Annotated in this window: 18 protein-coding genes; 11 read left to right on the plus strand and 7 right to left on the minus strand. The window is 67.3% G+C overall.

What is annotated here, in order from left to right:
• The first annotated feature begins 78 nt into the window (after positions 1 to 78).
• Positions 79 to 861, plus strand: coding sequence for an IclR family transcriptional regulator (locus tag CDO44_RS08605; protein ID WP_087779813.1), 783 nt, complete (start codon positions 79 to 81; stop codon positions 859 to 861).
• A gap of 32 nt (positions 862 to 893) precedes the next feature.
• Here the strand turns inward: CDO44_RS08605 and CDO44_RS08610 are convergent, their stop codons facing one another.
• From CDO44_RS08610 to CDO44_RS08620, 3 genes are all read right to left on the minus strand, one after another.
• On the minus strand, positions 894 to 1,757 hold the full coding sequence (locus CDO44_RS08610; protein ID WP_087779814.1) for a hypothetical protein: 864 nt from the start codon (positions 1,755 to 1,757) through the stop codon (positions 894 to 896).
• 504 nt (positions 1,758 to 2,261) lie between these two features.
• A complete protein-coding gene (gene ligD / locus CDO44_RS08615; protein WP_087779815.1) occupies positions 2,262 to 4,682 on the minus strand; it encodes a DNA ligase D in 2,421 nt (806 codons plus the stop codon).
• A gap of 21 nt (positions 4,683 to 4,703) precedes the next feature.
• Positions 4,704 to 5,570, minus strand: coding sequence for a Ku protein (locus tag CDO44_RS08620; RefSeq protein WP_087779816.1), 867 nt, complete (start codon positions 5,568 to 5,570; stop codon positions 4,704 to 4,706).
• A 254-nt stretch (positions 5,571 to 5,824) separates the two neighbouring features.
• Here CDO44_RS08620 and zapE point away from each other — a divergent pair, with 254 nt between their 5' ends.
• On the plus strand, positions 5,825 to 6,919 hold the full coding sequence (gene zapE / locus CDO44_RS08625; RefSeq protein WP_087779817.1) for a cell division protein ZapE: 1,095 nt from the start codon (positions 5,825 to 5,827) through the stop codon (positions 6,917 to 6,919).
• Positions 6,920 to 6,996: 77 nt separating this feature from the next.
• On the opposite strand, the gene CDO44_RS08630 is transcribed toward zapE, so the two are convergent.
• Complete coding sequence (locus CDO44_RS08630) at positions 6,997 to 9,357, minus strand: Tex family protein (protein WP_087779818.1); 2,361 nt, start codon at positions 9,355 to 9,357, stop codon at positions 6,997 to 6,999.
• A gap of 130 nt (positions 9,358 to 9,487) precedes the next feature.
• Between CDO44_RS08630 and CDO44_RS08635 the strand changes: the two genes are divergently transcribed.
• Genes CDO44_RS08635 through CDO44_RS08645 form a run of 3 tightly spaced genes read left to right on the plus strand, consistent with a single transcriptional unit; the run spans position 9,488 to position 12,587 of the window.
• Positions 9,488 to 10,252, plus strand: a complete 765-nt coding sequence (locus tag CDO44_RS08635) for a hypothetical protein (protein ID WP_144389491.1) — start codon at positions 9,488 to 9,490, stop codon at positions 10,250 to 10,252.
• Positions 10,252 to 10,455 (plus strand): YdcH family protein, encoded by a 204-nt coding sequence (locus CDO44_RS08640; protein WP_087779820.1) that lies wholly within the window; start codon positions 10,252 to 10,254, stop codon positions 10,453 to 10,455. The genes CDO44_RS08635 and CDO44_RS08640 overlap by 1 nt, the downstream gene beginning before the upstream one ends.
• The gene (locus CDO44_RS08645; protein ID WP_369824578.1) at positions 10,452 to 12,587 is read left to right on the plus strand and encodes an ATP-dependent DNA helicase; all 2,136 of its coding nucleotides are present in this window, start codon (positions 10,452 to 10,454) and stop codon (positions 12,585 to 12,587) included. The genes CDO44_RS08640 and CDO44_RS08645 overlap by 4 nt, the downstream gene beginning before the upstream one ends.
• Positions 12,588 to 12,598: 11 nt before the next feature.
• Here the strand turns inward: CDO44_RS08645 and CDO44_RS08650 are convergent, their stop codons facing one another.
• Together CDO44_RS08650 and CDO44_RS08655 are read right to left on the minus strand one after the other, a co-directional pair.
• The gene (locus CDO44_RS08650) at positions 12,599 to 12,916 is read right to left on the minus strand and encodes a hypothetical protein (protein WP_233146095.1); all 318 of its coding nucleotides are present in this window, start codon (positions 12,914 to 12,916) and stop codon (positions 12,599 to 12,601) included.
• Positions 12,917 to 13,231: 315 nt separating this feature from the next.
• Positions 13,232 to 14,086 carry an outer membrane protein assembly factor BamD gene (locus CDO44_RS08655; protein WP_087779884.1) on the minus strand — a complete coding sequence of 285 codons (855 nt, stop codon included), beginning with the start codon at positions 14,084 to 14,086 and terminating at the stop codon, positions 13,232 to 13,234.
• 88 nt (positions 14,087 to 14,174) lie between these two features.
• Between CDO44_RS08655 and CDO44_RS08660 the strand changes: the two genes are divergently transcribed.
• Together CDO44_RS08660 and pgeF are read left to right on the plus strand one after the other, a co-directional pair.
• Positions 14,175 to 15,173: an RluA family pseudouridine synthase gene (locus tag CDO44_RS08660; RefSeq protein WP_087779885.1), complete on the plus strand. Its 999-nt coding sequence runs from the start codon at positions 14,175 to 14,177 to the stop codon at positions 15,171 to 15,173.
• 46 nt (positions 15,174 to 15,219) lie between these two features.
• Positions 15,220 to 15,981, plus strand: a complete 762-nt coding sequence (gene pgeF, locus CDO44_RS08665; RefSeq protein ID WP_087779822.1) for a peptidoglycan editing factor PgeF — start codon at positions 15,220 to 15,222, stop codon at positions 15,979 to 15,981.
• Positions 15,982 to 15,990: 9 nt separating this feature from the next.
• Here the strand turns inward: pgeF and CDO44_RS08670 are convergent, their stop codons facing one another.
• A complete protein-coding gene (locus CDO44_RS08670) occupies positions 15,991 to 16,242 on the minus strand; it encodes a hypothetical protein (protein WP_087779823.1) in 252 nt (83 codons plus the stop codon).
• A 275-nt stretch (positions 16,243 to 16,517) separates the two neighbouring features.
• Here CDO44_RS08670 and phaC point away from each other — a divergent pair, with 275 nt between their 5' ends.
• The 4 genes from phaC (at position 16,518) to rimO (ending at position 21,147) form a co-directional block, all read left to right on the plus strand.
• On the plus strand, positions 16,518 to 18,098 hold the full coding sequence (gene phaC, locus CDO44_RS08675; protein ID WP_233146096.1) for a class I poly(R)-hydroxyalkanoic acid synthase: 1,581 nt from the start codon (positions 16,518 to 16,520) through the stop codon (positions 18,096 to 18,098).
• A gap of 64 nt (positions 18,099 to 18,162) precedes the next feature.
• Complete coding sequence (phbB, locus tag CDO44_RS08680) at positions 18,163 to 18,900, plus strand: acetoacetyl-CoA reductase (RefSeq protein ID WP_087779825.1); 738 nt, start codon at positions 18,163 to 18,165, stop codon at positions 18,898 to 18,900.
• Positions 18,901 to 19,006: 106 nt separating this feature from the next.
• Entirely contained in the window at positions 19,007 to 19,573 is a 567-nt protein-coding gene (gene phaR / locus CDO44_RS08685; protein WP_087779826.1) for a polyhydroxyalkanoate synthesis repressor PhaR, read from the plus strand.
• 218 nt (positions 19,574 to 19,791) lie between these two features.
• Positions 19,792 to 21,147: a 30S ribosomal protein S12 methylthiotransferase RimO gene (rimO, locus tag CDO44_RS08690; RefSeq protein WP_087779827.1), complete on the plus strand. Its 1,356-nt coding sequence runs from the start codon at positions 19,792 to 19,794 to the stop codon at positions 21,145 to 21,147.
• Positions 21,148 to 21,162: the final 15 nt, after the last annotated feature.

Here is a 21,162-nt window from a genome sequence, read left to right on the forward strand (position 1 = left end):
TGATGCGCAGAGCTTATTGTCGTTCTCAGATTCGGTACAACTGTTCTATTATGTAGAACGAAACAGAGGGACACGAATATGAACAACACCCTGCTCAAGGGGCTGGGCATCATCGAGCTGCTGGCGCGCAGCAAAGGGGCGCTGGGTGTCACGGACATCGCGCGTGCGCTGGGACTGCCCAAGAGCAACGCGCATCGGCTGCTGCAGGCGCTGGCCGAGCAACGCTACGTGATCCGCCACGACGGCGGCTCGTACGGCATATCGATCAAGCTATGGGAACTTGGCTCCGCGGCGTTGTCGGGATTCGACCTGCGCCGCCACGCAGAAGGCGTCATGGACGCCCTCATGGAAGCCACGGGGGAGTCCGTGCACCTGTCCGTGCTGGACCAGAAGGAAGTCGTCTACGTCCACAAGGTCGAGAGCCTGAATCCGGTCCGGGCCTATTCGCAGATAGGCGGCCGCGCCGCCGCGCATTGCGTGGCCACGGGCAAGGCAATGATCGCGTTCCGCACGCCCCAATGGCTGGAGGCGATGTCCCAGGAGTTGACGGCATACACGCGCCACACCATTGTCGATCCCGCTGCGTTCGTGGCGGAAATGGCGTTGGTTCGCAAGCGCGGCTACGCCGTCAACCGGTGCGAGTGGCGCGAGGCGGTCAGCGGGGTGGCGGCGCCGATACGCGATGGTATGGGCAACGTCATCGCCGCGATAGGCGTATCGGGACCGGATGCCAGGTTCAAGCCCCGGCGCCTGAGGGAATTCTCCGAGCGCGTGACCCTGGCCGCGCGCGAGTTGTCCGAAGGCCTGTCTGCGGGCGCGGATCATGGCCTGTCCCACGTCGCGAGCGCCTGGCGCGCCTGATGGCGCCCGGAGGGAATCGAGCGGGAGAGGCGCTAGTCTGCTTCCTCCCAATGACCGCTGATCAGCCCCTCTGGCCGCCGCCCGGCGACGACCCTCGCGCTGGCGGCCCAGGCATCGCGCCGTACCTGGAGGCCGGCGTAGATCCCATAGCCCGGCCCGCAGGCGATCTCGGTCGCCTCGATGCCCTCGCCGGCGCGGATTGAGCCGAGGGCCGATATGCCGGCGCCGGCTTTCATGCCCCAGCCGACCTCGATGTGATTGCCGGCCTCGATGGCGCCGCCGGCGAGGATGCCCTGGGCGGCCAGCAGGTCGTGGGCCGCGGTGACGTCGGCACCGGCCTTGATGCCGCGCTCGCAGCGCAGCGTGCGGCCGGAATGGAGGCTGCCGTCGGCGTGGAGCACTTGCCTGACCGAGATGTCGCCCCCGGCCTGGATGTTCCATTTGGCACGGCAATGCCCGCCTGCTTCCAGCGTGGTCCCGGCCTGGATGCCCCAGCCCGCCGAGATGTCGCCCCCGGCGCGGATATGGCCGCCGCTGGCGAGGTTGCCGGCGGCCTGGATGTCGCCGCCGGCAATGATTGCTGTGCCCGCGCGTATGCCGCCTTCGGTGCAGAGGTGCCGGCCTGCGCGCACGATCGTGTCAACGTTGATGCCGCTGCGCACTTCGAGCGTGCCCGCGAAGACGATGGCGTGGGCGTCGATCGTGTCCACGCGCAGTACCGTGTCGATGGGGCCGAATTGATCCAGCAGCCAGCACGCGTCGTCGATCCTGCCGTCGGCGACCAGCGCGTCCAGGAGGGATTGATAGTCTCCCTGGCCATTGTGGCCGCGGACGAACCAGCGGTAGCCGCCGGCGCAGGGGTTCTTGGCTTTGACGAATTTCTTGGTGAGTTCCATGGGCCATCCAGGCAAAACGAGCGAGATGGCACGACGGCGCGCTGTGGCGCGATATCGTGCCGAACCGGCGCGGCACCGCGGCCGGCCTCGGAGGCCGGCGCGTCGATCGCGGCCGGTGGGATGCGGGGAAGGCGCGGCGTGGGCCGCGCCCGGTGCTCGTTTAGCCGGGCTTGGAGCGGGCGTACGCGGAACGGGCGGCGGCTTCCTGGGCGTCGAGGAACGTGGCGCGCAAGGGCCTGGAGAAACCGCAGGGAACGAAATCGCCGTGCATCGCAGGGCCTGGCGCGAGGCGCCAAAGGCGAGGGGCCGTCAGCAGCGGGCCTCGGGGGATCCGGCGGGCGATCGGGGCGAACACAGTGTCGTGGTGGCAAATGCTCCGGCAAGGAAGCCGGAGAAGAACGGAAGGTTGCGGCGCCGCCCGCGCCATGGGGGAGCGAGGCAGCCCGACCCGCCCGATCCTACCAGTTGTGCGGAATGCGTCAAGTCGGCGCGCGCCGGGCCTGTTCAGACATCGGAAGACGGATCGAAATCCATGCGCCGCATCGCATCGGCCAGCGACACGCGGGAGCGCTCGTAATCCGCCCAGGGCGCGTTGCCCGTGGCCAGGCGGTCGCCCAATACGTGCAGCGTCCAGTGCGCGGAGCTCGTGAGCGTGTCGAGTTCGTCCCAGGCGATGGGCACCGATACCGCCAGCCCGGGGCGCGCGCGGACCGACCAGGCACAGACGGTGGTGGCGCCGAACCCGTTGCGCAAGTAGTCGATGAATATCTTGCCCACCCGATTCCGCGGTCCGCTCTTGGCCACGAAATGCCGGGGCAGGGTCTGCGCCAGGTGCTGGACGATTGTGCGCGAGAAAGCCTTGACGGTGTCCCAGTCGTATTGGGGCCGCAGCGGCACGATGATGTGCATGCCCTTGCCGCCGCTCGTCTTGAGGAAGGCCGGCAGGCCCAGTTCCTGAAGGAAAACATGCAGCAGCTTGGTGCCTTCCTGGATCTGCGCCCACCCCACGCCTTCGCCCGGATCCAGGTCGAAGGTCATCCGGTCGGGGGTGCCGATGGCGCGGTCCACGCCGTTCCAGGTATGCAGTTCGATAGTGTTCATCTGGGCCGCCGACAGCAGCCCCTGGAGGTCGTCGATCTTCATCAGCGGCGGATGGCCGGGGTCCAGTTTCTGCGGCAGCCGCACCACGCCCGGCAAGGCGGCCTTGTCGGCATGCTTCTGGAAGAAGAGCTCGCCGCCTATGCCGTCGGGCGCCCGCACCAGCGCCACCGGCCGGTCTTTCAGGTGCGGCAGCAGCAGGGAGGACAGCGCGGCGTAGCACTGGACGAGCTGCAGCTTGGTGATGCCGCTCTGCTTGTCGATGACCCGGCCGGGATGGCTGACGCGGAACGAGGAGGGCAGCCCGTTGCTTTGCATGGTTTCCGATTCCTTGGGAGGAGCGGTGGGTTTCTCGCGTACGACGGCGCCCGCGGGCTTGTCGGTGCGCAAGCCGCGGAACACGCCTTGCCGGATGTGGCCTCCCGCGGTCCACTCCGCGAAGGAAACCTCCGCCAGCAGTTCGGGGCGCACCCAATGCGCCCTGCCCAGGCCCGCGAGGTTGCGCTGGAACGGGGAGCGGGACGCGTGCAGTTCGTCCAGGCGTTTTTTCAGCGATGTGAGTGTGCGCTGATCGAAGCCGGACCCCACGTTGCCCGCGTAGCGCAGGTGGCCTTCGTCGTCGTATACCCCAAGCAGCAGCGAGCCCAGGCCCGTGCGGGTGCCCTTCGGGTCGGTATAGCCGCCGATGACGAACTCCTGGCGGTTCTGGCACTTGAGCTTGATCCAGTCAGAGGATCGTCCCGAGCGATAGCCGCCGTCCTTGCGCTTGCCGATCACGCCCTCGAAACCGAGCTTGCAGGCCGAGGCCACCAGATCGCGGGGCGTCGCCTCGAACGCATCGCTGAAGCGCACGTGGGCGCGGTCGGCGTCGTGCAGCAGGTTCTCCAGGGTGGCCCGCCTGTCGGTCAGCGGCAGACGGCGCAGGTCGCGGCCCGCATAGAAGGGGATGTCGAACAAGTAGTAGACCACGCCGCGCGCGGCGCCGGTCTCGAAAGCGTTCTGCAAGGCCTGAAAGTCCGGGATGCCGTGTTCGTCCGGTACGATGATCTCGCCGTCGAGCCAGGCATCGGCCAGTTTCATCGCGGCCAGCGCATCGCGCAGCTCCTTGAGCTTGGCGGTCCAGTCCTTGCCGGTGCGGGTGAAGAGGCGCACCTCGCCGTTCTCGATCCGCGCCAGTACCCGGTAGCCGTCGAATTTCAGCTCGTACTGCCAGTGCTCGTGGTCGGGCGGAGCCGTGTCGACCAGTGTGGCCAGCTGCGGTTCGAGGCGGCCGGGCAATTCGTCATAGGCGGGAGCCGGCGCCGACGCCTCCTCGGCATCGGCCTGGGGGCCGGCGGCGGCGTACTCGTCCTTTTCCTTGATCAGCAGCCAGGCCGGTTGTTTCTCGGTCTTGCGCATGCGCACCAGGGCCCATTGCCCGTGCAGCTTGGTGCCGCGCAGCTCGAACTTGAGCTTGCCGGCGCGGTAGCCTTTGCGGGGATCCTCGAGGGGTACCCAGGTGCCGGCATCCCAGATGGCCACTTCGCCCGCGCCGTAGTGGCCCTCGGGGATGCGGCCTTCGAAGCTGCCGTAGGAAAGCGGATGGTCCTCGACCTGTACCGCCATGCGCTTGACGCCGGGGTCCAGGCTGGGGCCCTTGGGAACCGCCCAGCTCTTGAGCGTGCCGTCCAGCTCGAGGCGAAAATCGTAGTGCAGGCGCCGGGCCGCATGCCGCTGGACGACGAAAGACAAGGCGTGGCCGCCGGGCTTGCCGCCTTCGCTCGGTTCGGGCGTGTGGGCAAAGTCGCGCTTGGCGCGATAGGTGCGAAGGCTGTCGTTCCTGGCCATGGCTCGTTCCTCCGCGCCGGGTTACGCGCTGCGCTTGGTCTTTCCGCCACGCGCATGGCCGCCGCGCCCGCCGCCGGCCTGCTTGTTCTTCTCCAGGCTGCGCTTGAGGAGCTCGGTCAGGTCCACGATGTCGGCGGTGGGACGGGCCTCCTCCATGGATTCGATCTTCGTGACTTCCTCGGTTTCCTCGGCCTCGATCTTCGTCTGCACCAGCTGGAGGATTTTCTCCTTGAACTCGTCGTGGTATTGGGCCGGGTCCCATTTGCCCGCCATGTCGTCGATCAACTGGACGGCCATCTTCATTTCGCGTGCGGAAATACCTTCCGCATGGCTGCCTTCCTCGGGCAGGTCGAGGTTCTCCCAGGAACGGATCTCGTCGGCCCAGCGCAGCAGGTTCAGGACCAGCCCTGGTCCGGCGGGTATCAACGCGGCCAGGTGCTGCTTGGTCTGGATCACCACCCGCGCGACGCCGATCCGGCCGGTCTTGAGCAGCGCTTCGCGCAGTAACGCGTAGACCTTGGCGCCCTTGCCCAGGGGCGCGAGGTAATAAGGGCGTTCGAGGTAGATGAAAGGAATTTCGTCGGCCGCGACGAAGGTCTCGATTTCTATGGTTTGCGTGGACTCGGGATAGGCGGCGCGGATCTCGTCCTCCGACAGCAGCACGTAGCGGCCGTCCTCGTAGGCGATGCCCTTGACGATGTTTTCGCGCGAGATCTCGCGACCGGTGCGCTTGTTGACGCGCTTGTAGCCCACCGGATCCATGGTGCGCTTGTCCAGCCAGTCGAAGTCCAGTTCGCTTTCCTGGGTGGCGGTATAGAGCGCCACCGGGATGTGGACCAGGCCGAAGCTGATGGCGCCTTTCCAGAGAGTGCGTGCCGTGGCTGCCATGGCTGTCCCCTTTGTGTAGCGGAATCGTCACGTTCCAGCATATCCGAGCGCTTGGCCCGCGCGGTGACATCCTGCGGCGAACTGGTAGCAGACTGTTATCGGACGTGTCCCGTTCGCGAATTCCCGTGAGAAATGTCACCTTTTGGCGCACCCGCGCATCCGAATGGCCTAGGGTGGGAGGGGGAGGAGGCCGACCCTCGTGGCCCGGGACAGAGCGGCGCTGGTCGTATACTTTCGTCTTTTGCCCGACCGTAATGAACGTCCGCGAATACTACGAACACGCCCTGGCCGAGCGCGGATTCACGCCGGATGCCGCCCAGCGCGCGGCCATCGACCGCCTGCAGCGCTACTACGATGACTGGGTGGAGTTCAAGTCGCTGCGTTCGAACGCGCTCAAGCGCCTGCTCAATCGCCCGGGGGTGCCGCGTGGCGTCTACATGTGGGGCGGCGTCGGGCGAGGCAAGAGCTTCCTGATGGATGCCTTCTACGCCACGGTGCCGGTGGTGCGCAAGACGCGCTTGCATTTCCACGAATTCATGCGCGGCGTGCACCGGGAGCTGGACGAGGTCAAGGGCATGGCCGATCCCCTGGACGAGGTCGCGCGCCGCATTTCCCGCCGCTACCGGCTGATCTGCTTCGACGAGTTCCACGTCTCGGATGTGGCGGACGCGATGATCCTGTACCGGTTGTTGCTGGCGCTGTTCAATAACGGGACGTCGTTCGTGATGACGTCCAACTATGAACCGTCGACCTTGTATCCCGACGGCCTGCATCGCGACCGCATCCTGCCGGCGATCGCGTTGATCGAGGAGAAGATGGACGTGCTCAATGTGGACTCCGGCGTGGACTATCGCCGGCGCGCGCTGGAGCAGGTGGAGATCTATCACAGTCCTCTCGGCCCGGAGGCCGATGCCGCGCTGGAGAAAGCCTTCGCCGCGCTGGCCGACACGCCGCCTATCGAACCGCCGGTGCTATCGGTCGAGAACCGGCAGATCAAGGCCCGCAAGCTGAGCGGGACGGTGGTGTGGTTCGATTTCGCCACGCTGTGCGGCGGACCGCGGTCGCAGAACGATTATCTGGAGCTGGCCAGCCGCTTCCATGCGGTGATCCTGTCGGACGTGCCGGCCATGGGGCCGAGACAGGCGTCGGAGGCCCGCCGCTTTACCTGGCTGGTGGACGTGTTCTACGACCACAAGATCAAGCTGATCATGTCGGCGGCATGCGAGCCGGAGGGGCTGTATACCGAGGGAGCGCTGGCGAACGAGTTCCATCGGACGGTGTCGCGGATATTGGAGATGCAGTCCAGGGAATACCTGGATGCGGAGCGGCGGGAGGCGGTGGTCTTGTAGGCGGGTAACCGACACGGCCTCGGCCCGCCGTGTCGGCGTGCGCGCTCCCCGCCCCGGGGGCTGGGGAGGCATGAGGACTACCGCTTCAGCTTGGCGAATGCCGCCGCCATTGCGCTTTCCACCGGCGCCGGCGAGCTCATGCCGCGGTCGCGTCCGCGGTTGCCGGCCGGGCGTGCGCCGCCGCTGTCTCCGCCGCGGCGCACCGGCGCCGAGTCGTCGTTCAGGCGCATCGTCAGCGCGATGCGCTGGCGCTGCAGGTCGACGTCTTGCACCTTGACCTTCACGGTCTGGCCGACTCGCACCACGTCGCGCGGATCCTTGACGAATTTCTCGGCCAGGGCCGAGATGTGGACCAGCCCGTCCTGGTGCACGCCGATGTCGACGAAGGCGCCGAAGTTGGCGACGTTGGTGACCACGCCTTCCAGGATCATGCCGGGGCGCAGGTCGTTCAGGGTTTCGACGCCTTCCTGGAAGGTCGCGGTCTTGAACTCGGGGCGGGGATCGCGGCCGGGTTTTTCGAGCTCGCTGAAGATGTCCTTGACGGTGGGCAGGCCGAAGCGCTCGTCGGTGAATTGCGCGGGCGAAACGCCTTTGAGGGCGTCGCGGTTGCCGATGACCTGGCGAATGTCGGTCTGGAGCTTGGCGAGGATGCGCTCGACCACCGGATAGGCTTCGGGGTGCACCGCGGAGCAGTCCAGCGGATTGTCGCCGTTGGCCACGCGCAGGAAGCCGGCGGCCTGTTCGAAGGCCTTGTCGCCGAAGCGGGGAACTTCCATCAGTTTGGCGCGCGAGGGGAAGGCGCCGTTCTGGTCGCGCCAGGAAACGATGTTCTTGGCGAGCGCCGCGTTCAGGCCGGAAACGCGGGTGAGCAGGGGAACCGAGGCGGTGTTCACGTCCACGCCGACGGCGTTCACGCAGTCCTCGACCACGCTGTCCAGCATGCGCGCAAGCTCGCGCTGGTTGACGTCGTGCTGGTACTGGCCCACGCCGATGGACTTGGGATCGATCTTGACCAGTTCGGCCAGTGGATCCTGCAGGCGGCGGGCGATCGAGACGGCGCCGCGCAGGCTCACGTCCAGCTCGGGGAACTCGGCGGCCGCCAGTTCGGAGGCGGAGTAGACCGAGGCGCCGGCCTCGGACACCACGATGCGGGTCAGGTTGAGATCCGGGTAGCGCTTCGTCAAGTCGGCCGCCAGCTTTTCCGTCTCGCGCGAGGCGGTGCCGTTGCCGATGGCGATGAGTTCGATCTGGTGGCGGCGGGCGATGCGGGCCAGGGCCTCGATCGAGCCGTCCCAGTCGCGGCGGGGTTCGTGCGGGTAGATGGTGGCCGTTTCGAGCAGCTTGCCGGTCTTGTCGATGGCGGCGACTTTCACGCCGGTGCGGATGCCCGGGTCCAGGCCGATCACCGCCTTGGGGCCGGCCGGCGCGGCCAGCAGCAGGTCCTTGAGGTTCAGCGCAAAGACGCGGATGGCCTCGGTTTCGGCCTCTTCGCGCAGGCGCGCGAGGTTTTCGGTCTCGAACGAGGGCAGCAGCTTGACCCGCCAGGTCCAGCGGCAGACCTCGCCCAGCCATCTGCGGCGGGCGTCGGCGTCCGGGCCGAACAGCCCGTCCAGGCCCACCAGCTTGGCCACCCGCGCCACGCAGGGATGGGGGACCTGTTCTTCCAGCTCGGGTTCCAGTCCCAGGCGCAGTTCCAGCACGCCTTGCTGGCGGCCCCGCAGCATGGCCAGGACGCGGTGCGAAGGCAGGGTTCGCAGCGGCTCGCTGAAGTCGAACCAGTCGCGGAAATTGGCGCCTTCGGCTTCCTTGCCTTCGGCGACCTTGGAATACACCAGGCCGGTGTTCCACAGGTAGGTGCGCAGGTTCTCCAGCACTTCGGCGTTTTCGGCGAAACGCTCGGTCAGGATGTCGCGCGCGCCGTCCAGGGCGGCCTTGACGTCGGCCACGCCGGCCTCGGCGTTGACGTAGTCCGCGGCCGCGGTTTGCGGATCGATGGCCGGATCGGCGAAAATAGCGTCGGCCAGGGGTTCCAGGCCTGCCTCCCGGGCGATCTGGGCGCGGGTGCGGCGCTTGGGCTTGTAGGGAGCGTAAAGATCCTCCAGCCGCTGCTTGGTGTCGGCGGCGGTCAGCGCTTCCTTCAGCTCGGGCGTCAGCTTGCCCTGTTGCTCGATCGACGCCAGGATGGCCGCGCGGCGGCTCTCCATGTCGCGCAGGTATTCCAGCCGCGTTTCCAGGTTGCGCAGCACGGTATCGTCCAGGCCGCCGGTCACTTCCTTCCGGTACCGGGCAATGAACGGCACCGTGGCGCCGTCATCCAGTAGCTCCACCGCGGCGGCGACCTGCGTGGCACGCGCGCCGAGTTCTTCCGCGAGCTGGGCGATAATGCGGGATTGGGCCTGGGCGTCGAGCGCCTCGCCTCGGTCGGTGACCATAGCCATCGAGTCCGTCCTACCTTGGAAAATGAAGCCGCGGATTTTGCCACAGTCTGAGAATATGTCCCCAATCGCATCCCGCCAGGGCGTTACGCAATGTGTCCCCGGATCGGTCCAGCCGCCCGGGCGTCTGGCCATGCATGCGCCGGCTGCGGGCGCTCGCCGGCCCTTTGGCCCGCGACTGGCCGGATTGCTGCGGCGCTGGCTGCCTGCGGTCTGCCTGGCTGCCTGCGGAGCCGTTTCTCCGTTGGCGGCCTCGGCCGCCGACGAGGCGCAGCCGGCCCCGGCGCGCACATTCTCCTCGATCGAGGAAGCCCAGGCCGCCGCCGATGCCGCCAAGGCGGAAACCGATCGTCTCAAGCAGCAGTACGACGTCGAGGCGGCCGAATGCATGAGCAAGTTCTTCGCCAACCGCTGTGTCGAGAAGGCGCGGATCGAGCGCAACGAGAACGTGATGCGTTCGGACGCAGCACGGCGCGAGGCCGAACTGTATATCCGCCGCGAACAGGCCCGGCTGCGCCACGAGGAGCGGGACAGGGAAAATGCCGAACGCGATGCCCGGAACGCCCGCCGCGCCGAAGAAGCGGCCAATCGCCCGCCCCGGCAGGCTGCGGAGCCGGAACCTGCCGCGCCCCGTCCGGCCGGCCCCGGCGGGGAGCTCCCTGCGCCGCAACCCCGTCCGCCCCGCGACGTGGACGATCCGGCCGTACGGGCGAGGAATCGCGCAGACTTCGAGCGCAAGCAAGCCGAGGCGCGCGAGTATGCGGAGAAACAGGCGCGGCAGCGTGAGGAGGCCGAGGCCAAGCGCGCGCGGCGCCGGGCCGAGCGCGAAGAGGAAGCCGAGCGCCTGAAGGCGCGGCAGCAGGAAGAGGGCGCGCAGGCACCCGCCGGGAACCGGTGATGGACGACAGGATCCAGGCGCTGACGGCGCGTATCGTCGAATTGCAGCTCGAGCATCGCGATCTCGACGCGGCCATCGAGTTGCTGGCCGCCTCCCCGGCGGTGGACGAACTGCGCCTGAAGCGCATGAAGAAGCGCAAGCTTCAGCTCAAGGACCACATCGCGGCCTTGCAGATGCAATTGATCCCGGACATCCCGGCATGACGGACTCGATCATGGACATCGGCGCCGACGTGGCTGCCGTGTTCGCGGCCGAGGGCCCGCTGGCGCGCAAGCTCAAGGGCTATCGTCCCCGCATCCAGCAGATCGAGCTGGCACAGGCGATCGCGCGGACCATCGGCGAACGCGGCACGCTCGTGGCCGAGGCCGGCACCGGGACGGGCAAGACCTTTGCCTACCTGGTGCCGGTGCTGATGCACGGCGGCAAGGTGCTGGTCTCGACCGGCACCAAGACGTTGCAGGACCAGTTGTTCGCGCGCGACCTCCCGGCAGTGCGGGATGCGCTGGGGCTGCCGGTCACGATCGCCTTGCTCAAGGGCCGCTCCAACTACCTGTGTCATTACCACCTCGAGCGCACCGTGGGCGACGGCCGGCTGGCCTCGCGCGCGGAAGTCGCGCAACTGCGCAAGATAGAACTGTTCGCCAAGCACACCCGCAACGGCGACAAGGCGGAACTCGCCGAGGTGCCGGAAAACGCCGACATCTGGCACAAGGTCACGTCGACCCGCGACAATTGCCTGGGTTCGGACTGCCCCGCCTTCCGCGAGTGCTTCGTCATGCAGGCGCGCAAGCGGGCCATCGAGGCCGACGTGGTAGTCGTGAACCATGCGCTGTTCCTGGCCGATCTCGCGCTCAAGGACGAGGGCATCACCGATCTGCTGCCGGCCGCCGACACGGTGGTGTTCGACGAGGCCCACCAGTTGCCGGCGGTCGCGACGCGTTTCCTGGGCGAGTCGGTATCGTCGCACCAGTTGCTGGACTTCGCGCGCGACGCCACGGTCGCTGGCCTGTCCCATGCCCGCGAGAGCGCCGACTGGCCGGCCCTGGGGCAGGCCGTCGAGCAGGCGACGCGCGAATTGAGGCTGTCCTGCGCGGCGGTGGAGAAAATGCCCGGCCAGCGCAGCACGTTCGATACGCTGCCCAATCCGCAGGATTTCGGCACGGCGGTGCGCCAAGTGATCGAAACGGTCCATACCCTGGGACGCATCCTGATGGCCGTGGGCGAACGCCATCCCGACCTGGACATGGTGGCCAAGCGCGGTCCGGACCTGATCGCGCGCCTGTCGCGCTGGACCGAGGCGCACGGGGTCCCGCCCGCGCATCCCCAACAGACCGGCAAACCGGCCGAATCCGCCTGGCCCGAGCCGGCTTCGGCGCCATCCCCCGAGCCGCCTCCCCAACGAGCCGATGACGGTTGGGTGCGCTGGGTGGAGACCGGCGCCAGCCACATTCGCCTGCACACGGCGCCGCTGTCCGTCGCACAGGCGTTTTCCCAGTATCGGCCCGCCGGACAGGCCTGGATACTGACCTCGGCCACCTTGTCGGTGCGCGAGGATTTCTCGCATTTCACGCGCCAGCTCGGCCTGTACGAGGCGACGACAGGCCGCTGGGAGTCGCCGTTCGACTATGGCGCCAACGGCCGCCTGTTCGTGCCGCACGGCATCCCCGCGCCGCAGGATCCACGCTTCATCGAAGGTTTTGTCGAGGTACTGCTGCCGGTATTGGCCGCCAGCCGCGGGTCTGCGCTCGTGTTGTGCACCACCTTGCGGGCCGTGGACCGCGTGGCCGAGTTGTTGCAGGAGGCGTTTCGCGAGCGCAACTGGGACTGGCCCCTGTTCAAGCAGGGCGACCGTTCGCGTCGGGAATTGCTCGAACGCTTCCGTAACAGCCGGCACGCGGTGCTGGTGGGAAGCGCGAGCTTCTGGGAAGGCATCGACGTACCTGGCGACGCGCTCACGCTGGTGGCGATCGACAAGCTGCCTTTCGCGCCGCCCGACGACCCTGTGCTCGACGCGCGCATCCGCGCTTGCCGCGAGCGCGGCGGCAACCCGTTCTTCGAGTACCAGTTGCCAGAGGCGGCGATTGCGCTCAAGCAGGGCGCCGGCCGGCTGATCCGCACGGAAACCGACTGGGGCGTGCTGATGGTGGCGGACCGGCGGCTGGTCGAGAAGCCATATGGCAAGCTGTTATGGCGCGGGCTGCCGCCGTTTACGCGCACACGCAACGTGGCGGACGTAGAGGCGTTCTATGCGGAACGCGCCGCCGCCGTGCCGCCGGGCGTCGAGCCGGCACCCCCCGGGGCCGGACGGGAGCTTTTGGCCGAAGGAGGCCATTGAAGGGACGGTCATCAGCGGACCACGACCGACACGCTGGTGCGGGGCGGAACAACGATGGTTTCCTCGTACACGTCGCGCACCGCCGGGCGCACGAAGGGGAAGAAACCGCGAGGCTGCAGATACATCGGCACGCTCGTGGGCAGTCCATAGCCCGCGTACAGCGAGCCGTCCATCGGCACGAGATCGTAGCCGGCATCGCTTCTGGCGCCCAGGCCGAAGTTCGGCGACGATGCCGCCGGTAGCAGCGCGATTGTCGTCCCAATGCGGCGCAGCGTCGTCTGGATGCCGGGCAGCCTACGTCCCGGATCAGCTTGTCCTGGACCTGCCAGGACTGCGGGAACTGGTGTCGTCCAGCAGCTCCTGGTAGAGGGCCGTGCCCTAGTGGCGCAGCACGGCGTCCGCCGATTTGTGCAGGAACCCGTGGGCGCCGGCGGCCAGCGCGGCACCGCCGATGTCGGGCAGGTAGTAGTCCATCAGGGCGATGTCGGCGGCCCTTCCTTCAGGAGGTCCAGCGCCTGCGCGCCGCTGGCGGCGGTGCGTAGATGCAGAGAGGGGCCGGCGCCTGCCCCAGGGCAAGCGCCAGCCCCTCGCGGAACATGGCGTGATCGTCGATCAGCAGCACGCTGGGCACGGCCGGTGTGCCGCTACCAGATTTTCCACCAGGGACCCTTGTCCTGGGCGAAGCCGCCGCTGACGAACCTGCTGTTGGGATAGTTCAGGTTCAGGACGCGCGAGGCATCGTCGCGCAGGTCGGTCATGCCCATCTTGTCGTAGGCCAGGACCATGATGTAGAGCGCCTCTTCCACGGCCGGCGCGCCCTGGAAGTCGCGGACCGCGGTTTGCGCGCGGTTGACCGCGGCCACGTAGGCGCCGCGTTCGAGATACATGCGCGCGACGTGGACCTCGTTCATGGCGATGGAGTTGACGAGGTAATTCAGCCGCAGGCGGGCATCCGGCGCATACTTGCTGTCGGGAAAGCGCGCGACCAGCGCCTTGAAGGCGTCGAACGACTCGCGCGCGCCCTTGGGGTCGCGTTCGCTGGGATCCTGCTTGGTCAGGCTGGCCAGCAGGGCGCTTTCCTGGTAGAAGTTGATCAGGCCCTTCAGGTAGAGCATGTAGTCCAGGCTGGGATGGTTGGGATGCAGCCGCTCGAAGCGGTCGATCGCGGCCAGGGCCTGGGGATTGGAGCCGTCCTTCCAGTAGACGTAGGCGATGTCGATCTGCGCCTGCTGGGCGTAGACGCCGAAGGGATAGCGCGCTTCGAGCTTTTCCAGCAACTTGGCCGCCTGCGTCCAGTTGCCGGTGTCCATTTCGTCCTTGGCCTCCTTGTACAATCTCTCGGCGGTCCACCCCACGGTGGGATCGGGTTCCTTGGTGTTGGTGGCGCAGCCGGCCAGAACGATGGCGGCCAGCACGCAGGCCAGGGCGTAGCCCAGTCGCAGCGCAAGTCCTTGCCACCGGGCCGGGGCCCGATGCCCGTTGCCGGAAGCCGCTTGCATTGCCAGGGTATTCAACTGCATGGTGGTGTCCCTCACCAATAGACTGTCCGTGATTATATTCGGGCTTGGCGGCCAAGCCTTTCAAAACATGCCATCTTCTCTGCCGTCCCCCGATATCGAGAGCCAGGAAGCGGAACCGCGCGTGCTGGACCTGCCCGCGGGCACCCGCGCCGACCGCCTGGACAAGGTCCTCGCGCAGCTTTTGCCGCAACATTCCCGCAGCCGGCTCCAGGGCTGGATAGAACGGGGCGGGGTGCTGGTCAACGGCAAAGAGGCCACGGTCCGGCAAATCGTCGGCCCCGGCGACCAACTGACCGTCTGGGAGGAAGCCGCGCCCGAGTCGATGGCTTTCGTGCCGCAGCCCGTCGATTTTCCCGTCGTCGCCGAAAGCGCCGGCTGGATCGTGGTCGACAAGCCCGTGGGACTGGTGGTGCATCCGGGCGCGGGCAATTGGCAAGGCACCTTGCTCAACGGGCTGCTGCACCGCTATCCGGAGCTTGCGCAGGTGCCGCGCGCCGGCATCGTGCACCGGCTGGACAAGGATACGTCGGGACTCATGGTGGTGGCGCGCACCATCACCGCGCAGACCTCGCTGGTGCGGCAATTGCAGGCGCGAACGGTGGGCCGGCGCTATATCGCCCTGGTGTCGGGCCATCTGCGCACGGGCGGCACGATCGACCGCCCCATCGGCCGCGATCCGCGCGTGCCGGTGCGGATGAGCGTGGAGCGGCCGATCGCCGCCAAGCCGGCGGTCACGCACTTCGAGCCGCTGCGCCGGGGCAGCGCCCGCACCGGCATGCCGGTGACCGAAGTCGAGTGCCGCCTGGAGACCGGGCGCACGCACCAGATACGCGTCCATCTGTCGAGCATGGGCCATCCGCTGCTGGCCGATACGCTGTACGGCGGCAAGATGGTGGAGCCGGCCGCGCGCCAGATGCTGCATGCCGCTCGGCTGCAGTTCGACGACCCCGCCGACGGCGCGCCGCGGGTTTTCCATGCCCCGCCGCCCGACGACATGCGGGCCGTGGCCGAGGCCATCGAGTGGGAAGAGGATTCCCTTCTACCGGAAGAGGAGGGCTGGATGTGACGCCCCTGCATGACCCCTGGATGGCGCGTAGCGTCATGGACCTGAAATGACCGCAGAGAGCTTTGGCTTGCCCGTGCATGACGGACCGGACTGGCCCGGCGTGCGGATATTCGCCACCACGCGCGCCGGCGGCGTCAGCCGCCCGCCGTATGCGTCGCTCAACCTGGGCGCCCACGTGGGCGATGCACCCGAGGCGGTGGCCGAGAACCGGGCCCGCCTGCGGGCCATGCTGCCGTCGGCGCCGCTGTGGCTGGACCAGGTCCATGGCACGCGGGTGGCCGACGCCGACCGTGAGCAGGACCCCGGCCCGGCCGATGCCGCCGTCACGCGCACGCGCGGCAAGGTGCTGGCGGTCATGACCGCGGATTGCCTGCCCGTGGTGATCGCAGCCCCCGATGCCGGCGTGCTGGCGGTGGCGCATGCCGGCTGGCGGGGGCTGGCGGCCGGCGTGCTGGAAAACGCCGTTGCCGCGATGGGGGCGGTACCCGCCGGGATGCTGCGCGCGTGGATAGGGCCGGCCATCGGTCCGGCCGCGTTCGAAGTGGGTGACGAGGTCAGGGCCGCCTTCGGGCTCGGGCAGACCCCGCCGGACGGCGCTTTCGCGCCTGCCGGCACGTTCGACGCCGCCGGCAAGCCCAAGTGGCTGGCCGACCTGCCGGCCTTGGCCGAGCAGCGCCTGCGCGCGTGTGGCGTAGGCATGGTCGTGCGCAGCGGCCTGTGCACCGTGGCCGGGAACGATCGCTTCTATTCGTATCGCAAGGAAGGCGCGACGGGGCGTTTCGCCACACTGGCTTGGCTGACGTCCTGAGCGGCCTTTTCACGGGGAGCGGGGGCGGCCGTTCCCGTCGGCATGCGTGGCATCCGCCGCAGACCCGCCGGGCTGCGCGGCTTCGCGTTCGCGTCGCCTGCGCTTGCGTGCCGGCGTGGTGACGATGTAGAGCAGGATGGCAACCGGCAGCAATCCGTAGAACAGCAGCGTGGCGACGCCGGCAAGCACGGTGGGCTGGGCGAGCGACATCAGTAGCGTCACGTAAAGCCAGCCGATGGCGATGATGGCGGAAAAGTGCATGAGCGGATGGGGGCGGGAAAACGCGCACTCGGCGATACAGCCGATAATCTACGCGAGTTCGGCCGTCCGCGCGATTTGACAGGCGCAGGCGCGCTATGCACTATCACATCTAGCGCAATCGAATCATCAAGGTGTTCTTAGTGAGTCAGTCCCGGCAGGATTCTACGAACCCCTTGGCATGGTTGGAAACGTGGCAGCAAATGCTGGGTCCGGCGAGCCCCGTCCCGCCGCCGTCCGCCGAGGCGCCCAGCCACATCCTGTCCGGCGGGCAAGCCATGGCGCCCGAAAAGCTGCTCGAGATCCAGCAGGAGTTCACCCGCGAATGGGCCGGGCTCTGGCAGGCCGCTTCCCAGGGCACGCTCGAAGCGCCTTCCGATCAGCGCTTTGCCGGCGAAGCGTGGTCCGCGAGTCCGGCGCACGTGTTCCTGGCCCATGCCTATCTCCTGTCCGCGCGCACACTGCTGAAGATGGCCGACAGCATCGAGGCGCCGGAACACATGCTCAACCGCCTGCGCTTTGCCACCATGCAATGGGTGGACGCCATGGCGCCCTCGAACTTCCTTGCCCTCAACCCCGAGGCCCAGCGCCGCCTGATCGAATCCGGCGGCGAAAGCCTGCAGCAGGGTGTCGCCAATCTGCTGTCCGACTTGCGCAAGGGGCGCATTTCGCACACCGACGAAACCTCGTTCGAGGTGGGACGCAACCTCGCGACCACCGAAGGCGCGGTGGTGTTCGAGAACCGGCTGTTCCAGCTGATCCAATACCGGCCCGCGGGCCCGCGCGTTTACGCGCGGCCGCTCCTGATCGTGCCGCCGTGCATCAACAAGTTCTACATCCTCGACCTGCAGCCGCACAACTCCTTCGTGCGCTTCGCGCTGGAACAAGGCCTGCAGGTCTTCATGGTGTCGTGGCGCAATCCGCTGGCCGCCGACGACGACGGCATCCAGCACGCGGATTGGGACGCCTACCTGGAAGAGGGCGTGCTCGAGGCGATCTCGGTCGCTTCGGCCATCAGCCGGCAGAAGCAGATCAACGCCCTGGGGTTCTGCGTCGGCGGCACGCTCCTGGCGTCGGCGCTGGCGGTGGCGAAGGCGCGCGGCGAAGACCCGGTCGCATCTCTGACCTTGCTGACGACGCTGCTCGATTTCACCGATACGGGCGTGCTCGACGTCTTCATCGACGAGGCCCAGGTCCTGCTTCGCGAGCAGCAGTTCGCCGCGGGAGGGGTCCTGGCCGCGCGCGAACTGGCGACCACTTTCGCGTTCCTGCGGCCCAACGACCTGGTTTGGAACTACGTCGTCAACAACTACCTGAAAGGGCAGGCGCCGTCGGCCTTCGACCTGCTGTACTGGAACGCAGACAGCACCAATCTGCCCGGGCCGTTCTACGCCTGGTACCTGCGCAATACCTATCTGGAAAACAACCTCAGGGTGTCCGGTAAGGTGCGCGCCTGCGGGGTCGCGCTCGATTTCAGCAGCCTCGACATGCCGGCCTATGTGTACGGCTCCCGGGAAGACCATATCGTTCCGTGGGCATCGGCCTATGCCTCCACCACGCTGCTGCGAGGCCCCATGCGCTTCGTGCTGGGCGCCTCGGGACATATCGCCGGCGTCATCAACCCGGCCGCGCGCAACCGGCGCAGCTACTGGGTGCGCGAGGACGACCACTTGCCGGCCGACGCTGCCGCCTGGGCCGGCGCCGCGCAGGAAGTGCCCGGCAGCTGGTGGAACGACTGGGCGCGCTGGATCAAGTCCCACGGCGGGCGCCTGGCCAAGGCCAAGGACACCCTGGGCAGCCCCGACCATCCCGCCATCGAGCCGGCGCCGGGCAGATACGTCAAGGTGAGGGCGGTATGAGCGCGGGCATGCGGATTCTGCAGTACAAGCGGCGGGCGATCGTGCCTGCGATCAAGGAGGCATCATGAGCGGAAAGGTAGCCTACGTGACGGGCGGCATGGGCGGTATCGGCACCGTCATTTGCCAACGGCTGGCCAAGGCGGGATTCACCGTCGTGGCGGGCTGCGGGCCCAACCGGAATTTCCAGCAATGGCTGGACGAGCAAGCGGCGCTCGGATACGCCTTTCGCGCTTCGGTGGGCAACGTGGCGGACTGGGACTCGACGGTCGCGGCATTCGCCAAGGTGCGGGAAGAGGTCGGCCCGATCGACGTGCTGGTCAACAACGCGGGCATTACCCGCGACGGCCTGTTTCGCAAGATGACGCTGGACGACTGGCGCGCCGTCATCGACACCAACCTCAACAGCCTGTTCAACGTCACCAAGCAGGTCATCGGCGACATGATCGAGCGCAAGTGGGGGCGCATCATCAATATCAGTTCGGTCAACGGGCAGAAGGGGCAGTTCGGCCAGACCAACTATTCCACCGCCAAGGCCGGCATCCACGGATTCACGATGGCGCTGGCGCAGGAAGTCGCGTCCAAGGGGGTCACGGTCAACACGGTGTCGCCGGGCTACATCGGCACCGACATGGTCCGGGCGGTGCGTCCCGACGTGCTCCAGTCCATCGTCGACAGCATTCCGGTCAAGCGCCTCGGAACGCCCGAGGAGATCGCCTCCATCATCGCCTGGCTTGCCTCCGACGATGCGGGATTCGCCACCGGCGCGGATTTTTCCCTCAACGGCGGCCTCCACATGGGGTAAGCCCGGATCCGGCCCGCAGCGTTTCTCGCCGGGTTGATCTACACTTGGCGGCTGGTGCGGTCGGCGGACCGCGCCGGTTTCATACAACACAAAGTTGGGGGCAAGCATGGCGCAGCAAGCCGGAGCCGGCAACGCGTTGCGGTTGATAAAAAAATATCCCAATCGCCGGTTATACGATACGCAGACCAGCACCTACATCACGCTGGCCGACGTCAAGCAGCTCGTGCTCGACAACGAGGCCTTCGAAGTGGTCGACGCCAAGTCCGGCGAGGACCTCACCCGCAGCATCCTGCTGCAGATCATCCTGGAAGAGGAAACGGCCGGCGCGCCCATGTTCACCTCCAACATGCTGGCCCAGATCATCCGTTTCTACGGGCACGCGATGCAGGGCATCATGGGCTCGTACCTGGAGAAGAACATCCAGGCGTTCATGGAAATCCAGAACAAGCTCGGCGAGCAGTCCAAGAGCCTGTACGGCGGCCAGTTCGGGCCCGAGGCCTGGGCGCAGTTCATGAACGTCCAGACGCCGATGATCCAGAGCATGATGAGCAACTACATCGAACAGAGCAAGAACCTGTTCGTGCAGATGCAGGACCAGATGCAGAGCCAGACCCGGTCGATGTTCACCTCCTTCCCGTTCGCGCCCACGTCCAAGGAGGACGAGCGCAAGTAGCGGCAGCCGCCGCTGGCGTTCCGGAACCCGGTAAAATCCCCGGATTCCGCAAAATTCCGGCCGGGGGCCATGCCCGCGGTACGCCCGATGTCTTCCAAGTCAGCTCGTCCAACGTTCGCCGCCCTGTCACGGGCGGCCGCCGCTTTTTCCTGTAGCCGTCCGCTGGCGGCCTGTTCTTTCCTGGCGGCGATGCCGCGCGGGCACGGGAGGGCCGTCCAATGAGCGCTCCGGCTCCGCGCGTGGCCTTCGCCAGCCTGGGCTGCCCCAAGGCGGCGTCCGACTCGGAACAGATCCTGACCCAGCTTCGGGCCGAAGGCTACGAAACTTCCAGGTCCTACGAAGAAGCCGACCTGGTCATCGTCAATACCTGCGGCTTCATCGACGATGCCGTCAAGGAAAGCCTGGACACCATAGGCGAAGCCCTGCAAGCCAACGGCAAGGTCATCGTCACCGGCTGCCTGGGAGCGAAGAAGGAAGCCGACGGCGCCGGCGTGGTGCAGAAGATGCACCCCAAGGTCCTGGCCGTTACCGGACCGCATGCGACCCAGGAAGTCATGGACGCGGTGCACCTGCACCTGCCCAAGCCGCACGATCCGTTCAGCGACCTGGTGCCGCCGCAAGGCGTGCGGCTCACGCCCAAGCACTACGCCTACCTGAAGATCTCCGAGGGCTGCAACCATCGCTGCAGCTTCTGCATCATCCCGTCGATGCGCGGCGACCTCGTCTCGCGTCCCATCCACGAGGTCATGCGAGAGGCCGAGAACCTGGTCAAGGCCGGTGTGAAGGAAATCCTCGTCATTTCCCAGGACACCAGCGCCTATGGCGTCGACGTGAAATACCGCACCGGCTTCGTCAACGGCCGCGCGGTGCGCACGCGGATGACCGAACTGGTGCGCGAGCTGTCCAGGCTCGGCGCCTGGGTACGGCTCCACTACGTGTACCCGTATCCGCACGTGGACGAGGTGCTGCCGCTGATGAACGAGGTGCATGAGAACGGTGGCCGCGTCCTGCCGTACCTGGACGTGCCTTTCCAGCACGCCAGCCCGCGCATCCTCAAGCTGATGAAGCGGCCGGCCTCGTCCGAGCGCAACCTGGATCGCATCCGCGCGTGGCGCGAGATCTGCCCCGACCTGACCATCCGCAGCACCTTCATCGCGGGCTTCCCCGGCGAAACCGAGGCCGAGTTCGAGGAAATGCTGGACTTCCTGCGCGAGGCCGAGCTCGACCGGGTGGGATGCTTTGCCTATTCGCCCGTCGAAGGCGCCGCCGCCAACGAACTGCCCGATCCCGTGCCGGACGAACTGCGGCAGGAGCGCCAGGCCCGCTTCATGCAGGTGCAGCAGGGCATCTCCCGCAAACGCCTCGCCCGCCGGGTAGGCAAGGTGCTCAAGTGCCTCGTCGACGAAGTCACGCCCGAAGGCGGCGTGGCCCGTTCCATGGCCGATGCGCCGGACATCGACGGCAAAGTCTACGTCGCCCCCGCCGACAAGCCCTGGAAGCGCTACAAGGTCGGCGACATCATCTCGGTGCGCATCGCCCGCTCCGACGATCACGATCTCTGGGGGAGTGTGTAGCCCCCCCCCTACGCC

It is taken from the genome of Pigmentiphaga sp. NML080357, assembly GCF_002188465.1.
Taxonomy (GTDB): Bacteria; Pseudomonadota; Gammaproteobacteria; order Burkholderiales; family Burkholderiaceae_B; genus Pigmentiphaga.

Coding starts and splice junctions, on each gene's coding strand:
- CDO44_RS08605 (WP_087779813.1), top strand. CDS start 79: ATGAACAACACCCTGCTCAAGGGGCTGGGCATCATCGAGCTGCTGGCG.
- CDO44_RS08610 (WP_087779814.1), bottom strand. CDS start 1,757: ATGGAACTCACCAAGAAATTCGTCAAAGCCAAGAACCCCTGCGCCGGC.
- ligD (WP_087779815.1), bottom strand. CDS start 4,682: ATGGCCAGGAACGACAGCCTTCGCACCTATCGCGCCAAGCGCGACTTT.
- CDO44_RS08620 (WP_087779816.1), bottom strand. CDS start 5,570: ATGGCAGCCACGGCACGCACTCTCTGGAAAGGCGCCATCAGCTTCGGC.
- zapE (WP_087779817.1), top strand. CDS start 5,825: ATGAACGTCCGCGAATACTACGAACACGCCCTGGCCGAGCGCGGATTC.
- CDO44_RS08630 (WP_087779818.1), bottom strand. CDS start 9,357: ATGGCTATGGTCACCGACCGAGGCGAGGCGCTCGACGCCCAGGCCCAA.
- CDO44_RS08635 (WP_144389491.1), top strand. CDS start 9,488: ATGCATGCGCCGGCTGCGGGCGCTCGCCGGCCCTTTGGCCCGCGACTG.
- CDO44_RS08640 (WP_087779820.1), top strand. CDS start 10,252: ATGGACGACAGGATCCAGGCGCTGACGGCGCGTATCGTCGAATTGCAG.
- CDO44_RS08645 (WP_369824578.1), top strand. CDS start 10,452: ATGACGGACTCGATCATGGACATCGGCGCCGACGTGGCTGCCGTGTTC.
- CDO44_RS08655 (WP_087779884.1), bottom strand. CDS start 14,086: ATGCAAGCGGCTTCCGGCAACGGGCATCGGGCCCCGGCCCGGTGGCAA.
- CDO44_RS08660 (WP_087779885.1), top strand. CDS start 14,175: ATGCCATCTTCTCTGCCGTCCCCCGATATCGAGAGCCAGGAAGCGGAA.
- pgeF (WP_087779822.1), top strand. CDS start 15,220: ATGACCGCAGAGAGCTTTGGCTTGCCCGTGCATGACGGACCGGACTGG.
- CDO44_RS08670 (WP_087779823.1), bottom strand. CDS start 16,242: ATGCACTTTTCCGCCATCATCGCCATCGGCTGGCTTTACGTGACGCTA.
- phaC (WP_233146096.1), top strand. CDS start 16,518: ATGGCGCCCGAAAAGCTGCTCGAGATCCAGCAGGAGTTCACCCGCGAA.
- phbB (WP_087779825.1), top strand. CDS start 18,163: ATGAGCGGAAAGGTAGCCTACGTGACGGGCGGCATGGGCGGTATCGGC.
- phaR (WP_087779826.1), top strand. CDS start 19,007: ATGGCGCAGCAAGCCGGAGCCGGCAACGCGTTGCGGTTGATAAAAAAA.
- rimO (WP_087779827.1), top strand. CDS start 19,792: ATGAGCGCTCCGGCTCCGCGCGTGGCCTTCGCCAGCCTGGGCTGCCCC.